This is a genomic window from Pseudomonadota bacterium, from assembly GCA_039815145.1.
Taxonomy (GTDB): domain Bacteria; phylum Pseudomonadota; class Gammaproteobacteria; order Steroidobacterales; family JBCBZW01; genus JBCBZW01.
The window spans coordinates 77921-92788 of sequence record JBCBZW010000003.1; the positions used below are offsets into that span (position 1 = coordinate 77921).

Here is a 14868-nt window from a genome sequence, read left to right on the forward strand (position 1 = left end):
ATAGTCCCAACGCGGTGCCACTGGCGTAGGCTAGCGGCACCTCGAGCACTCGCCCTGTGGGTGGTTGCTTCCTGGAAAAGGGTTACGCCGCCAGTGACGTCGATTCTGCAAACACTGCCCCCGGCCTGGCGCCAAGCTGGCGAGGTGCCGCCACTTCTGCAGGCGGAGGGTCACCGCGCGCTGGAGGCGTTGCGTACGGCGGCGGGCAGTGGGGAGTCGAGCGCGATCTTCGCCGCGAAGGGCGAGCCCGCGGCTGCCCCGCAGGCCGTGCTCGCGCGCCTCCTCGCCTGCAGCCCCTTCGTCGCCAGCACGCTGACTCGATCGCCCGCCCTGCTGATCGACCTTCCCCTGGGTCTGGGTACGTCCGATCCCTCTCCCCTCGTGCCGGAGCCTCCGGCCTTCGATCCGGGCTTGAGTGAGGCCGCGTTCATGGCGGCCCTGCGGGCATACCGGCAACGGGTCATGGTGCAGATCGTGTTCGCCGCGCTCGGCGGCGAGGACTCCCTGGCGGATGTCCTGAGCGCGACCTCACGCCTGGCGGACATCTGTCTCCGAATCGCGGTACAGCGAGCGCAAGCCCAGTTGAGCGCCCGCCACGGCCAACCCCGCGACGGCGATGGCCGGGTCCAGCATCTGATCACCCTCGCCATGGGCAAGCTCGGCGGTGAAGAGCTGAACTTCTCCTCCGACATCGACCTCATCTTCCTCTTCCGCGAGCGCGGCAGCACCGACGGTGCGCGTTCGATCTCCAACGAGGAGTACTTCGCGCGGGTGACGCAGCGGGTGGTGCGCTACCTCGATCAACGCACGGCGGACGGCTTCGTCTTTCGTGTCGACACCCGCCTGCGTCCCTTCGGCGCCAGCGGCGCGCCGGTGCACTCCCTGGCCGCCCTCGAGGACTACCTGCACCAACACGCGCGGGCCTGGGAGCGTTACGCCTACGTCCGCGCGCGGCCGGTGACGGGCGGTGCGCAGGACCGGGTGGCGGTGCTGGAGCTGCTACGCCCCTTCGTGTTTCGCCGCTACCTCGACTACAGCGTGTTGGCGTCCGTGCGCGATATTCGCGAGCGCATCGCCGCCCAGTCGCATCGTCAAGATCGCACGGAAGACCTGAAGCTCGGGCCGGGCGGTATCCGCGAGATCGAGTTCATCGTGCAGACCTTCCAGGTGCTCTACGGAGGGCGTGACCGCGCCCTGCGCCGTCCCGGGGTGTTGGCCGCGCTGGTGCTACTCGAGGAGCGCGAACTCTTGAGCGAGGCCTCGACGCGCAAGCTGCGCGAGGCCTACGTGCTGCTGCGTCGCGTGGAGAACGCCGTGCAGATGACCCGCGACGAACAGCGCCACGTGCTCCCCGATCGAGATGAGGAGCGCGCTCGCCTGGCGTATCACCTGGCCTTCGACGATTGGCCCGCGCTCTCAGGCGCGCTGAACGCGGCGCGGTCCTGCGTGGTGCTCGAGTTCGCCGCGGCGGTGGTCGGCGGGGGCTCCGGGCCGGAGGCGGCCGGGGACCTGTCGGCGGTGGCCAGCGGTCGGGTGGAAGGCGACGAGGCGGCTGCGCGCCTTGCCGACGCTGGGTTGGCCGGCGCCGATGAAGTGGCTGGCCTGGTGGCGAGCCTGCGCGAGGCCACCTGGTACCGCCGTCTCACCCAGGCCGCCCGCGAGCGCCTCGATGCGCTGATGCCCCGCTTGCTGGCTGAGGCGGCGCGGGCGCGCGCCGACGTGGCCACCGTGCAGCAGCTGCTCACGGTGCTGGAGGCCATCGGCGGTCGCAGCGTCTACTTCGTGCTGTTGATCGAGAACCCTCACGCCCTCACGCAGCTGGTGAAGGTGTGCCAGCTTGGCCCGGTCGTGGCCACCCACCTCGTGCACACGCCGGCGCTGATCGATGAGCTGCTCGACCCCGCGCTCTTGCTCGCGGAACCGACGGAAGCCGACCTCGCCGAGGAGCTGGCGCGGCGTCTTGACGGGCTCGACATGAGCGACGAGGAGTCCTGGTTGGATGCCCTGCGTGCGTTCCAGCGCGGGGCGGTGTTCCAGATTGCGGTGAGCGACCTGTCGGGTGTGCTCAGCGTGTCGCGGGTGAGCGATCTACTCAGCGCCGTGGCGGAGCTTCTGCTGGAGCGTGCCTTGAGCACCGCGCGCCAGCAGCTGGCGCGGCGCTACGGGGTGGTCCGCAACGCCGAGGGGCGGGAAATGCGCTTCTGCGTGCTGGGCTACGGCAAGCTCGGGGGGCGGGAGCTGGGGTACAGCTCCGACCTCGATCTCGTTTTCCTGCACGAGGACGGGACCGGGCAGAGCGATGGTGAGCACCCCCTCGAAGCGCAGGTCTACTTCATCCGCCTGGCCCAACGGATCATCCATGTGCTGTCGACGCAGACCGGGGCTGGCGTGCTGTATCAAGTGGACACCCGTCTGCGCCCAAGTGGCAACTCCGGCCTGCTCGTGACCTCCTTCGGCGCCTTCGCAACCTATCAGAAGAATGAGGCGTGGACCTGGGAGCATCAGGCCCTGCTGCGGGCGCGCACGGTGGCCGGCGACGCGCCCCTGCGCGAGCGCGCGGAAACCTTGCGCAGCGAATTGCTCTGTCGGACCCGGGACGTGTCCGCCCTGCGGAGCGATGTGGCGAGCATGCGCGAGCGCATGCGCAGCGCGCGACCGGCGAGTGAGGCCTTCGATGTGAAAGGTGATCCCGGTGGGCTCGTGGATCTGGAGTTCCTGGTGCAGTTCCTGGTCTTGGCCCACGGCCACGAACATCCTGGGTTGGTGGCCGTGCGGGAGAACGTGTCGCAGCTGCGCGCCCTGGCCGCCGCGGGGATTCTTGCGAGTGCCCGGGCCGAGGCCTTGGCCGATGCCTACTACGCGCTGCGCGCCCTGGCGCACCGAGCCAGCCTGCGAGGAGATGAGCGCGCCCTGGTGCCAGTCCAGGAGGCGGAGCCGGCACGCACGGTGATCCAGGCGGCTTTCAGTGATTGGATCGGCAGTGCTTTCGCCTGATCGGTGGGTAGCATGATCGCGCTATACTGCCGCCCTCGAATCCCGCCCTGCTAAGAGGCCAGATGTCCGGTGAGTTCATCCGCCCCCCGTACACCCAACGACCGCAACTTTTACGAAATCACGGCTGAGGACCTGCCCCTGCACTGCCCCTTGCCCGGCAGTTCCCTGTGGAATTCTCATCCGCGTGTGTTCCTGCCGATCGAAGAGACCGGTGAGGCGCAGTGTCACTACTGTGGCGCCCGCTTTACGCTCGTCGACGGCGCGAGCAGCGACTCCGCGCAAGACTGATCTCCGCGCGGGCTTCGGCCCGTCGTTGTCGTGCGCGGCGCCCGCGTTGGGCGACGGCGCAATCCCCTTCCTCCCCTAGGCCAGCAACGTCGAGCGTCCATGTCCGCCGTTCACGTGACCCATGTCAGCTTAGCGCGCGACTACCGCGGTGCTCAGCGCCAGCTCGAGCTACTCGTGCGCGGCCTCGCTCGCCATGGGATCCCCCAGCGCGTGGTCGTGGGGAGTCGGCGCCTGGCGGAGTCCCTCGGCGACGTGCCGGGCCTCGAGGTGCGCCGCGCCGAGGGCACGCCCTTCGCCGCGATGGCGATCCCGGGGGGCTGTCGGGTGGTTCATGCCCACGAGGTGGCGGCGTCGCCCGCGGCGCTGTTCCGCCAGCAGACGGGCGGCCCTGCCTACGTGGTCACCCAACGCCTGGCACCGTCGACGCGCGCACCACGTCTCGTGCGTCGGGCGTGTCGCCGGGCGGCGCGCCTGGTGGCCGTATCGCAGTACGTGGTCGAGGCGATTCGTGCGGAGGATCCGTCCCTCACTCCGGTGCTGATCCCGAGTGGGGTGGCGCCGATGCCCAGCGATCCCTTCAAGATCGAACGTCTGCGCCGACGCTACGACGGTAAGTTCCTGGTGGGCAACGTGGCGCCGCTCGACGATCGTCTGCGCGGCCAGCGAGTGCTGATCGAGGTGGCGCGCCAGATACAGACCACTCACCCCCACGTGCACTTCCTGCTGCTCGGCGATGGGCCTGACGCGCAGGCACTGCGCGAGGCGGCGGCGGGGCTCACCAACCTCGAGTTCGCCGGCTGGGTCGACGATGTCGGCAACTACCTCGGGGCCTTCGACCTGTTCGCCTATCCCTCGCGTGAGGAGGCGCTCGGCTCGGCCTTGCTCGAAGCCATGGCAAGTGGGGTTCCCGTGCTGGCCAGCGAGGTGGGGGGCGTGGCGGAGCTCGTGTCCCCGCAGGCAGGTCGCCTCGTCGCAGCGGGGGATGTAGGCGCGTTCGCGTCGGCCATCGTCGCCTTGGCTGAGGACTCAGCCCTGCGCGAGGGGATGGGCGAAGCGGCGCGCAAGCAAGCCGATCGCTTCACCGCCGAGCGCATGGTCAACGCCTATCTGCGCTTGTACGGCGCCTTGGGCTACGCCGCGACGAAGGCGGGCGCAGTCTTCTAGCCCAGGTCCGCGTATAGGTCTGGCAGGGACTCGGGGCGGTTCTTGAAGCGCCGATGAATCCACAGGTAGCTCGAGGGCACTCGCCGCGCATGAGCCTCGATGAGGGCGTTCATGCGGGTGGCCCCCTGCACGTCGTCGTCGGTGGCGAAGTCGTCTATCGGTGGGCCGATGATCAGGCGGTAGCGCCCATCGGCCGTGCGTTGCGGGAAGTAGGGCACCACCGTGGCGCCCGTCAGCTTGGCCAGGCGAGCGGTGGCGGTGTTGGTGACGGCGGGCACGTCGAAGAAGGGGGCCAGCACGTCGTCGTGACCCCCGTGGGGCGTTTGGTCTGGAGCGAACCAAACCGCTTTGTTAGCTCGAAGGCTGCGCACCAGGGAGCGCACGTCCGTGCGTTCGATGATCTTCTCCGCGTGGGCGCCGCGGGTGCGGCGGATCATCTCCTGCAGCAGTGGGTTATCGTGGCGACGGTACATCACGTGCAGGGGAGTGTAGAGGCACATCAGTCGTGCGCCCATCTCCAGGCAGGTAAAGTGCGCCGTCAGGAGGATCACGCCGCGGCCCTGGGCCAGGCCCGCTTCCAGATGCTCCAAGCCGACGGGTTGCGCCATGCGCGCGAGGCGTGAATCGCGTGCCCACCAACAGGTGGGGATTTCGAACAGGGCGATGCCGAGGTGTTGGAAGTGTTCACGCAGCAACTGATCGATGCGGGCCGGCTCGGCGCTCGGAAAGCACGCTTGCAGGTTGCGTTTGGCGATGGTGCGGCGGAAGGGAAAGACGTAGTAGCCGATGCGCCCGATCAGGCTGCCGAGTGCGCGCTGCAGGCCCATCGGCAGCAGCGAGAGCAGCCGCGCGCCGCCGATCACCAACCACAGGCCCCAGTAGCGCGGGCCGAGGAAGCGGGTGAGTGGTTGGGCCGAGGTATCGCGTGCGGGCATGGCAGAGCTTGGGGCAACACGGTTGGCGGCGCGAGCCGCACCGAGGGGACCGCGAATTGTACTCAACCCCTCGCGAGCGGCGGTAGCGCCGCGGCCGCGATCGGCCAAGGGAGGGGGCGGGATGGCCGGTCGTGATCCCGCCGACGCAGACAGGCGCCTCGCTGGCGGCCTTGCCCGAGCGGTCTACCTCGTCCTCTCCTACGCCCTGGCGCCCTTGTTGCTGGCCGTCGTTGGCTGGCGTGCCCTGACCCGCCCGCCTTACCGCGAGCGCGTGGCGGAGCGCTTCGGTTGGGGGCCGCGGCCCGCAGGCGGCCCGGTGATCTGGGTCCATGCGGTGTCCGTGGGTGAGGCACAAGCAGCACTGCCCCTGGTACGCGCCCTGCGCGAGGGCGCGCCAGACGCGTCCTTCCTGATCACCACCACGACGCCGACGGGCGCCGCCCACGTCGCACGCGTGTACGGCGATACGGTGACCCATCGCTACGTGCCCTACGATCTACGCGATGCGGTTGCGCGCTTTCTGGACCGGGTGCAGCCCAGCGTGCTGCTGGTGATCGAGACGGAGCTCTGGCCCCACCTGCTGCAGGGGTGTCGTCGGCGAAGCGTCCCGGTGCTCTTCGCTAATGCGCGCCTCACCGATCGCTCCCTTCGACGGTACCTGCGGTTTCGCTCGCTGTTCGGCGACGCCCTGCGTGGGGTGACGGTGGCGGCCCAGAGCGAGGCGGACGCGCAGCGATTTCGTCGCCTGGCTCCGGCCAGTGCTCGGGTAGAGGCCGTCGGCAACCTCAAATTCGATATCGCCCTCGAGGCGGACACGGTGGACGCGGGTCGTCGGTGGCGCGGGCGCTTGGGGTCGCGAGATCTGGTGCTGGTGGCGGGCAGCACACACGAGGGCGAGGAGCAGGCGGTGTTGGACGGGCTGCGCCAGCTGCGCGAGGCGAGCATCGACTGTCTGGCGGTGCTCGTGCCGCGCCATCCGGAACGCTTCGAGTCGGTGGCGCAAGCCGTAGCGGCTCAGGGTTACCGATGGCATCGCCGTTCCGAACTCGGCCCCGAGGACACCGTCGACGGCGCGCAGGTGTTGCTGGTGGACGCGATGGGGGAGCTGCTGAGCTTCTACGCCGCTGCCGATGTGGCCTTCGTCGGCGGCAGCCTGGTGCCGATCGGTGGCCACAACCTCCTGGAGCCCGCGGCGCTCGGCGTGCCGACCCTGACCGGACCGCACCACCACAACGCGCCGGACGTGGCGCAGGTCTTGGAAGCTGCGGGCGCGGTGCGGCGCGTCGACGGTGGCGAGCAGATCGCCCAGTCGGTGCGCCAGTTGCTGGCGGACCCGTCGCTCGCCGCGCGGATGGGGGAAGCGGGGCGGCGAACGGTCGCCGCCAACCGCGGCGCGGTGGCGGCGACGGTCACCCGGGTCGAGGCCCTTAGGGCAGCTCGGTGACGGGCTCAGTCAGCGACTGGTTGATGCCCGCCAGGTCGTCACCGGTCAGCTGACCGGACGCCAGCTTCAGGGTGATCAGATTGGTGATGTACACGTAGCGGCTGCGCTCGTAGTTGGTGCGCGCCTGGGCCAGGTCCTGGCGGGCGTTGAGCACGTCCACCGTCGTACGCGTACCGACCTCGAAGCCCGCTTCGGTGGCTTGCAGGGCCGTGCGCGAGGACTCGAGGGCTTTCTCCAGGGCACCCACGCGAGCGATCTCCGACAGCACGCCGGCGTAGGAATCGCGGGTCAGACGCTCCGTCTCGCGGACGGCGCGCTCGAGGCGTTCCTTGGCGGCGCGCTCGAGATACACCGCTTCCTTCGCCCGTGAGCCGCGGAACCCGCCGGAGTAGATGGGCACGTTCAGCTGCAGGCCGATGGAGGTGTTGCGGTTGTCGCTGTCGGAGGGCTGGAACCCTGGCTCCGGCGCGCCGAGCTGAAAGGAGTTGGTGCGCTGGTTGGTGTTGTTGTCCGCGCCCTGAACGACGAGGTCCAGGGTGGGGTAGTGCTGGGCGCGGCGGCTGCGCAGCTCGTTGTGGGCCACGTCGACGCCGTACTCGGCGGACACCACGTTGGCGTTCTCCGCTTTGGCGCGAACCACCCAGTCCTCGGCGCTCGCCGGTGAGGGCGGCACGAGGGGCAGATCGCCCGGGGCGAGCAATTCCTCGTAGTACTCGCCGGTGATCTCACGCAGGAGTTCCTTGGAGGTGCCCAGGGCGCGCTTGGATTGAATTTCATCCGCGACGGCCTGGTCGTAGGCCGCCTGGGCTTCGCGCACGTCCGTCACCGCGATCAGGCCGACGTCGAAGCGCGTTTCCGCTTGTTCCAACTGCCTGGCGACCGCTTCCTTGGTGGTGCGCACGGCGTCGAGGTCGGACTGGGCGCCGAGCACATCGAAGTAGCGCTGGGACACGCGCTGCAGGAGGTCTAACTCAGCCGCGCGGTAGTCGGCTTCTGCCTGCAGGATGCGGGCTTGAGCAGAATCCAGGGCGATGAACTGATCCTTGCGGAAGACCGTCTGGGTGATGTTCAGGGAGAACCGCCGGTCCTCCAGCGTGCGGGATTCGAAGATCGTGATCAGCGGCACACCACCGACGGCGGTGAAGGCGCTCTGACCGGCCGCCTCGGAGCGAGTGGAGCTCGCCTGGCCGTTGATCTGCGGCTTCAGGGCCGACCAGGCCTGCGGCTTGGCCTCTCGGGCAGCCAACAGGTTGGCCTCCGCCTCTCGCAGCTGGGGGTCGCTGCGCATGGCAGCTTCCAGGGCCGTGAGCAGGTCAGCACCAAAGGCGCTGGGGGCGAACGCCACCAGGGCCAAGCAAAGGGGCGCCAGGGCGCGGAATGTGAGTTTCAGGGGCATGGGGGTCCTGATTATTCTAAGAGTGTTGGTGTTGTATACTAGTATAACACCGGACTGAGGTCTAACCTGTCGTCACGGCATCCCGTCGGACGTGCTCAGTAGCGGGGGACCGAGGGGTCGATCAACCGCGACCAGGCGTCGATTCCACCGTCGAAGTTCGCGACGTCGCTAAACCCCTGACCGGCCAGCCACTGAGCCACCTGCCGACTGCGCACGCCATGGTGGCACATAACAATAAGGGGCTTACCAGGATCTAGTTCTCGAACGCGGCCGGGGATGCTGTTCATCGGGATATGCACCGCCCCCGTGACGCTGGAAATATCCAGCTCCCAGGGTTCGCGCACATCGAGCAGCACGGCGGCCTCGTCGCCAGCCGCCAACTGGGCGGCTACTTCGGTGGCGTCGAGTTCCTTCATTCAGCAGTTCCGAATGCCTTAGACGTCAGAACTCGAAAGGAGGTCGCGCCGCTGCATCGATCAGTGCGGGAACGGCGGTCTCGAAGATCGCCGTTCGGGTCCACTCGAGGGCACTCACGCGGCGAATCAGGCAGGCCTCCATCACCGGTTCACGACCGCTGATCAGGACCAGGCGGCCGCCTACCTTGAGCGCTTCGCGGAAGCGCTGTTCGCCGGCAGCCTCCGCCACGGCGGCGCTCACGAGCACCGCGTCGTACTGACCCGGCGTGGCGAGCTGGGTGGCGTCCTCCTGGCGGACCTCGGCGTTGGTCACGCCGGCTTCGCACAGGTTGTGGACGGCCATCTCGGCCAGGGGCTCGTAGTACTCGAGGCTGTGCACCTTGCCGGCGAGGCGGGCCAGGCAGGCGGTGACGAAGCCCGAGCCGGCGCCGATCTCCAGCACCTCGTCGTCTGCGCGCAGATCGAGTGTCTGCACCAGACGGCCCTCGACGGACGGTCGCAGCATCACCTGGCCATGGCCGAGGGGTATCTCGGCGTCAGCGAAGGCGAGGCGGGCGTAGGCGGGCGGAGCGAAATGCTCTCGGGGGACACTCTCGAAGGTCGTAAGCACGTCTGGATCAAGGACTTCCCAGGTGCGCAGCTGCTGCATCAGCATCTGGCGACGAGCGTGTTCGGTATTCATCCTCAAGCCTTGGCGGGAGGCCGCCCAGCGACCCATTGGCGACGTTCGAAATGTGTATGGCGCCGGAAGGTTACGGCCTTTGCAGCGCAGTGACAAGCGCAGGTCCGCGATGCATGATGCGGGCACGGTTTCGAACATGGAAAGAGGAGGCACTCGACCCTATGAGTGCAAACGCAAAGGACTTCGAAACGCGGGTGGGCGAGCTGTCACGCAGCGTCACCGGGCCCCTTCCGGGCTCGAGCAAGCTGTACGTGACGGGCAGTCGTCCAGACCTGCGTGTGCCTATGCGACGCGTTGCCCAGGCGCCCCAGGCGCCAGGCCCGTCCGGCGCCCGGCCGGACATCGTGTTGTACGACACCTCCGGCCCTTACAGTGATCCTGAGCAGCAGATCGATTTGACTGCCGGTTTGCCTGCGCTGCGGGCGGACTGGATCGAGGAGCGTGGCGACACGGCGGCCTTGAGCGGCTCCGCCTCGAGCTACCGACGGGAGCGGCTGGCCAGCAGCGCCTACTTCCCGCGCCATGATCATGGTCGGCGAGCCCAGGACGGCGCTTGCGTGACCCAGATGCACTACGCCCGGCGGGGGATCGTCACGCCGGAGATGGAGTACATCGCGATCCGTGAAAACCTCCAGCGCGAGGAGATGCGCGAGGCCTACGAGTCAGAAGGCTTGTGGCGCCGTTCGCCGGGTCAAGGCTTCGGCGCTAACCTGCCGGAGCAGGTGACCCCGGAGTTCGTGCGCGACGAGGTGGCGGCGGGCCGGGCCGTGATTCCCGCCAGCATCAACCATCCGGAACTCGAGCCGATGATCATCGGCCGCAACTTCCTGGTGAAGATCAACGCCAACATCGGCAACTCGGCCGTCACCTCCTCGGTGGCGGAAGAGGTGGAGAAGATGGTGTGGGCAACTCGCTGGGGTGCTGACACGGTGATGGATCTCTCCACCGGTAAGGAGATCCACGAAACCCGCGAGTGGATCCTGCGCAACAGCTGCGTGCCGATCGGCACGGTGCCGATCTACCAGGCCCTAGAGAAGACCGGCGGCATCGCCGAGGACCTCACCTGGGAGCTTTACCGAGACACCTTGATCGAGCAAGCCGAGCAGGGCGTGGACTACTTCACGATCCACGCCGGCGTGCGCCTGCCGTTCATCCCGATGACGGCCAAGCGGCTCACGGGCATCGTCTCGCGCGGTGGGTCGATCATGGCCAAGTGGTGCCTGGCCCATCACGAGGAAAACTTCCTCTACACGCGCTTCCCCGAGATCTGCGAGATCATGGCGGCCTACGATGTGACCTTCTCCCTCGGCGATGGCCTGCGGCCGGGATGCCTCGCGGACGCCAACGACGAGGCCCAGTTCTCCGAACTACGCACCTTGGGTGAGCTCACCAAGATCGCCTGGCAGCACGACGTGCAGGTGATGATCGAAGGGCCGGGGCATGTGCCCATGCACATGATCGAAGAGAACATGAAGGAGGAACTCGAACACTGCAGCGAGGCCCCCTTCTACACGCTCGGCCCCTTAACCACGGACGTGGCGCCCGCCTACGATCACATCACCTCGGCGATCGGTGCCGCCCAGATCGGTTGGTACGGCACGGCGATGCTGTGCTACGTCACGCCGAAGGAGCACCTCGGCTTGCCGGATCGCGAGGATGTGCGCGAGGGCATCGTGTCGTACCGCATTGCGGCGCACGCGGCGGACCTGGCCAAGGGCCACCCCGTGGCCCAGGTGCGGGACAACGCCCTATCGAAGGCGCGCTTCGAGTTCCGCTGGGAAGATCAGTTCAACTTGAGCCTCGACCCCGAGCGAGCGCGTGAGTACCACGACGCCACCATGCCCAAGGAGGCGCACAAGACCGCCCACTTCTGCTCCATGTGCGGGCCGAAGTTCTGCTCCATGCAGATCACCCAGGAGATCCGCGATCTCGCCGCCGGCGAGGGCGAGGATGCCGCCACCCTGCGCGAACAGGGCATGCGCGAGAAGGCGCAGGAGTTCCGCGAGGGTGGGGCTGAGTTGTATCGAGAGGGGTAGGGGCAAGGCGAAACAGGCAGGGGGCGGGCGCGTGCGCTAGAATCGCCGCGCCGGCCCCAAGCCCGACTTCACCAAAGACGTTAGCTTTTGACCGCGTCATGCGCCGGCGGATCCGATGAGGATCTCGCCGGCGTTTTAGTTTCCGAAGAACGAAAACCAACCAGAGGGGAGACATGGAGACAGGTTATTTTCCCGTAATCGCGGGTGCCATCGGCATCGTCGCCGCGATCGTGCTCTACGCCACGGTGAACCGCTATCCCGCGGGCGAGGGCAAGGTGGCGTCGATCGCTGAGGCGATCCACCAGGGGGCGATGGCGTTCATCCGTCGCGAATACACGATCCTGTGGGCCTTCGCCATCGGCGTCGCGGTGCTCATCGCGGTCTCCGGGTTGGGGCTGGAGACGATGATCGCGTTCCTCGCCGGTGCGGCCACCTCGTCGATCGCCGGTTGGGTCGGCATGTACACGGCCACGCGCGCCAACGTGCGCACCACCGTGGCGGCTAACCAGCACGGTGCGGGTACGGCGCTGACCATCGCGTTCTTCGGCGGCTCGATCATGGGCGTCACCGTGGCCTCCATGGGCTTGCTCGGCCTTGGCACCTTGTACCTGGTCTTCGGCGGTGATCCCGAGACCGCGCACAATCTGCACGGCTTCGGCATGGGCGCCTCCGTGGTGGCCCTGTTCTCGCGCGTCGGTGGCGGTATCTTCACCAAGAGTGCTGATGTGGGTGCGGACCTCGTGGGTAAGATCGAAGCCGGTATTCCCGAAGACGATCCCCGCAACCCTGGCGTGATCGCCGACAACGTGGGCGACAACGTGGGTGACGTCGCGGGCATGGGCTCGGACATCTTCGAGTCCTACTGCGGCTCGATGATCGCCACCATCGCCATCGCCTCGACCCTGCCGATCGCGGCCTTCGAGCGCTTCGGTCCTCAGGAGTCTCTGATGGGCTTGCCGTTGCTGCTGGCCGCCGTCGGTTTGATCTGCTCCCTGATGGGCATCGTGATCGTGCGTATGTCCTCGGGCCGCTCGCCGGAAGTCGCTCTGCGCACCGGCACGCTCGGCGCCGCCATCATCTTCATCATTGCCGCCTACTTCGTGGTGAGCGCGACGGACCTCTCCGTGGGTGTGTGGCAGGCGGTGCTATCGGGCGCGATCGGCGGGATCATCATCGGCCTGGTCACCGAGTACTACACGGGCGGTCCTCCTGTGCGCAAGATCGCCGAGTCCGGCCAGACAGGCCCTGCGACCGTGATGATTTCCGGGCTCGCCGTGGGCATGCAGTCGGTCACCGTGCCGCTGCTGACCATCAGCGCCATCATCTACGTGAGCAACGTGACCGCCGGTCTCTACGGTGTGGGCATCGCCGCTGTCGGCATGCTGGCCACGGTCGGCATCACCATGGCGATCGACGCCTACGGTCCCGTCGCCGACAACGCCGGCGGCATCGCCGAGATGGCTGCCATGGGTGAGGAGACGCGCGAGATCACCGACTCCCTGGACGAGGTGGGCAACACCACCGCGGCCATCGGTAAGGGCTTCGCCATCGGTGCTGCTGCCCTGGCTGCGCTCGCCATCATTACCGCGTACATCGAGACCGTCGCCCACAACAAGGCGGACTTCGTGTTGCTGCTGAACGATCCCGAGGTGCTCATCGGCATCTTCATTGGCGGCATCTTCCCGTTCCTCGTGGGGTCCATCACGATGACCGCCGTGGGTGATGCAGCGTTCCAGATGATCGAAGAGATTCGTCGTCAGTTCCGCGAGATTCCTGGCCTACTCGAAGGCAAGGCGGAGCCGGACAACGTGCGTTGCGTCGAGATCGCGACCACCGCAGCCCTGCAGCGTATGGCCTTGCCCGGCGTGTTGGCGGTGGGTGCACCGGTGGTGGTCGGTTTCGCCATCGGCCCCGAAGCCCTCGGCGGCATGCTCGGCGGTGCGTTGATCACCTGCGTGCTGTTGGCGCTGTTCATGGCCAACGCCGGCGGCGCTTGGGACAACGCCAAGAAGTACGTCGAAAAGGGCAACCTTGGTGGCAAGGGGTCGGACGTGCACAAGGCGGCTGTGGTCGGTGACACTGTGGGCGATCCGTTCAAGGACACCAGCGGTCCTGCCATGAACATCCTCATCAACGTGATGGCCATCGTGTCGCTGGTGATTGCACCTCTGTTGACGTAGCCGATAGCGCTGAAGTGATCGGCATCTGGGCGACCAGGTGCCGATCACACCCTCCGTCGATCGCGGCACTCACCGCAGGCACCAGGTGCCAACGTTTCCTCCACCGACAACGCCACCTCGCTGGTTGATCAAACGACGATCCTGCAGTGTCGCGTAGTGCCTCGATGAGCACGCGTTCACACCGTGCGCGCTTGCGTTTGACGCGCGCGAAAGCAATCGGTACGTTAGCCGCGATCGTTCATTATCGAGTCTCCTCAATGAGAATCGTGCTCCTGGGGCCGCCTGGTTCAGGCAAGGGCACTCAAGCCAAGAAGCTCGTCGAGCACTTGGGCATCCCTCAGGTCTCCACTGGCGACCTCCTGCGTAGCGCAGTCGAGGCGGGCACTTCCTTCGGACTCAGAGCCAAGGCCGCGATGGACGCGGGGCAGTTGGTGTCCGACAGCATCGTGCTCGGCATCATTGGCGAGCGTCTCGCCCAGGACGACGCGCAGCACGGTTTCATTCTCGACGGCTTTCCCCGCAACGTCGCTCAGGCACGCGCTTTGGACGAGATGCTGACGTCGATGTCGCTCGAACTCGACGCTGCCGTCCTGTTCGAAGTGGACTTCGACCTCCTCATGCAACGCCTCACCGGTCGCCTCACCTGTGCGAACTGCGGTGCGGTGTTCAACATCTATTCTTCACCGCCGACGCTCGAAGGCATCTGCGACAAGTGCGGCAGTACGCGCTTGTCCCGCCGCGGCGACGATACGGAAGAGACGGTCAGCAACCGATTGCGCGTCTACGAGTCACACACCAAGCCGCTGGTGGTGCACTACGAGCGCGTGGGCAAGCTGAGTCGCCTCGATGCCGTGGGCGAGGTGGATTCCATCTTCGACGACCTCACCGATCTGCTCGACGCGCTGCGCGAGCGCACGGGCGCCTTGTCCGTCGAGCAGTCGCCACCCTCAGCCCCCCGCGACAGCGACGGCTTGCCGCAAGGCCCCGCCGTGGAGGCGCTGGCGGAGGCGACGACCATCACACCAGCACCTCGGCCGCCGGCTGAGGTCACCCCTATCGACGTGGCCGGACGTCGCGCCACCGCGAGCAAGAAGAAGGCTCGCGCGAAGCGAAGGGGATCGAGTTCCGCGACACGCAAGCGTGCCGCGAAGCAAGCGACCGGGACTGGCACCAACACCACCCGGAGTAAGACCACCACAGCGTCGAGTGGCAGCGAGAAGAGCAGCGGGAAATCCCGCGCTGCCGGCGCGAAGGGGGCGGTCAAGAAGGTAGCGAAAAAGGTGAAGGGAAAGACTATGGCGGCAGAAAACTCAGGCGACGAAGTGGAGACGGC

At 67.3% G+C, this 14868-nt stretch carries 10 protein-coding genes and 1 pseudogene; 7 read left to right on the forward strand and 4 right to left on the reverse strand.

Going from position 1 to position 14868, the window contains the following annotated elements; translation table 11 throughout:
- Positions 1-93: 93 nt before the first annotated feature.
- From glnE to AAF184_02170, 3 genes are all read left to right on the forward strand, one after another.
- A complete protein-coding gene (gene glnE, locus AAF184_02160) occupies positions 94-2994 on the forward strand; it encodes a bifunctional [glutamate--ammonia ligase]-adenylyl-L-tyrosine phosphorylase/[glutamate--ammonia-ligase] adenylyltransferase (GenBank protein ID MEO0421109.1) in 2901 nt (966 codons plus the stop codon).
- A gap of 69 nt (positions 2995-3063) precedes the next feature.
- Positions 3064-3282 (forward strand): zinc-finger domain-containing protein, encoded by a 219-nt coding sequence (locus AAF184_02165; GenBank protein MEO0421110.1) that lies wholly within the window; start codon positions 3064-3066, stop codon positions 3280-3282.
- 99 nt (positions 3283-3381) lie between these two features.
- Positions 3382-4446, forward strand: coding sequence for a glycosyltransferase family 4 protein (locus AAF184_02170; protein ID MEO0421111.1), 1065 nt, complete (start codon positions 3382-3384; stop codon positions 4444-4446).
- Here AAF184_02170 and lpxL read toward each other — a convergent pair.
- Positions 4443-5381, reverse strand: a complete 939-nt coding sequence (gene lpxL, locus AAF184_02175) for an LpxL/LpxP family Kdo(2)-lipid IV(A) lauroyl/palmitoleoyl acyltransferase (GenBank protein ID MEO0421112.1) — start codon at positions 5379-5381, stop codon at positions 4443-4445. The two genes, AAF184_02170 and lpxL, sit on opposite strands and share 4 nt — an antisense overlap.
- 121 nt (positions 5382-5502) lie before the next feature.
- Between lpxL and waaA the strand changes: the two genes are divergently transcribed.
- On the forward strand, positions 5503-6825 hold the full coding sequence (waaA, locus tag AAF184_02180; GenBank protein MEO0421113.1) for a lipid IV(A) 3-deoxy-D-manno-octulosonic acid transferase: 1323 nt from the start codon (positions 5503-5505) through the stop codon (positions 6823-6825).
- Here waaA and AAF184_02185 read toward each other — a convergent pair.
- The 3 genes from AAF184_02185 to AAF184_02195 all read right to left on the reverse strand — a co-directional run bounded on the left by AAF184_02185 (position 6809) and on the right by AAF184_02195 (position 9319).
- Positions 6809-8221, reverse strand: a complete 1413-nt coding sequence (locus AAF184_02185; protein MEO0421114.1) for a TolC family outer membrane protein — start codon at positions 8219-8221, stop codon at positions 6809-6811. The two genes, waaA and AAF184_02185, sit on opposite strands and share 17 nt — an antisense overlap.
- Positions 8222-8316: 95 nt before the next feature.
- Positions 8317-8637, reverse strand: coding sequence for a rhodanese-like domain-containing protein (locus AAF184_02190; protein MEO0421115.1), 321 nt, complete (start codon positions 8635-8637; stop codon positions 8317-8319).
- Positions 8638-8662: 25 nt separating this feature from the next.
- Entirely contained in the window at positions 8663-9319 is a 657-nt protein-coding gene (locus tag AAF184_02195; GenBank protein ID MEO0421116.1) for a protein-L-isoaspartate O-methyltransferase, read from the reverse strand.
- 161 nt (positions 9320-9480) lie between these two features.
- Here AAF184_02195 and thiC point away from each other — a divergent pair, with 161 nt between their 5' ends.
- From thiC to AAF184_02210, 3 genes and pseudogenes are all read left to right on the forward strand, one after another.
- Positions 9481-11355 (forward strand): phosphomethylpyrimidine synthase ThiC, encoded by a 1875-nt coding sequence (gene thiC, locus AAF184_02200; GenBank protein ID MEO0421117.1) that lies wholly within the window; start codon positions 9481-9483, stop codon positions 11353-11355.
- Between the two features lie 173 nt (positions 11356-11528).
- A complete protein-coding gene (locus tag AAF184_02205; GenBank protein ID MEO0421118.1) occupies positions 11529-13535 on the forward strand; it encodes a sodium-translocating pyrophosphatase in 2007 nt (668 codons plus the stop codon).
- Positions 13536-13792: 257 nt separating this feature from the next.
- A pseudogene (locus AAF184_02210) lies at positions 13793-14431 on the forward strand (adenylate kinase).
- Positions 14432-14868 lie beyond the last annotated feature (437 nt).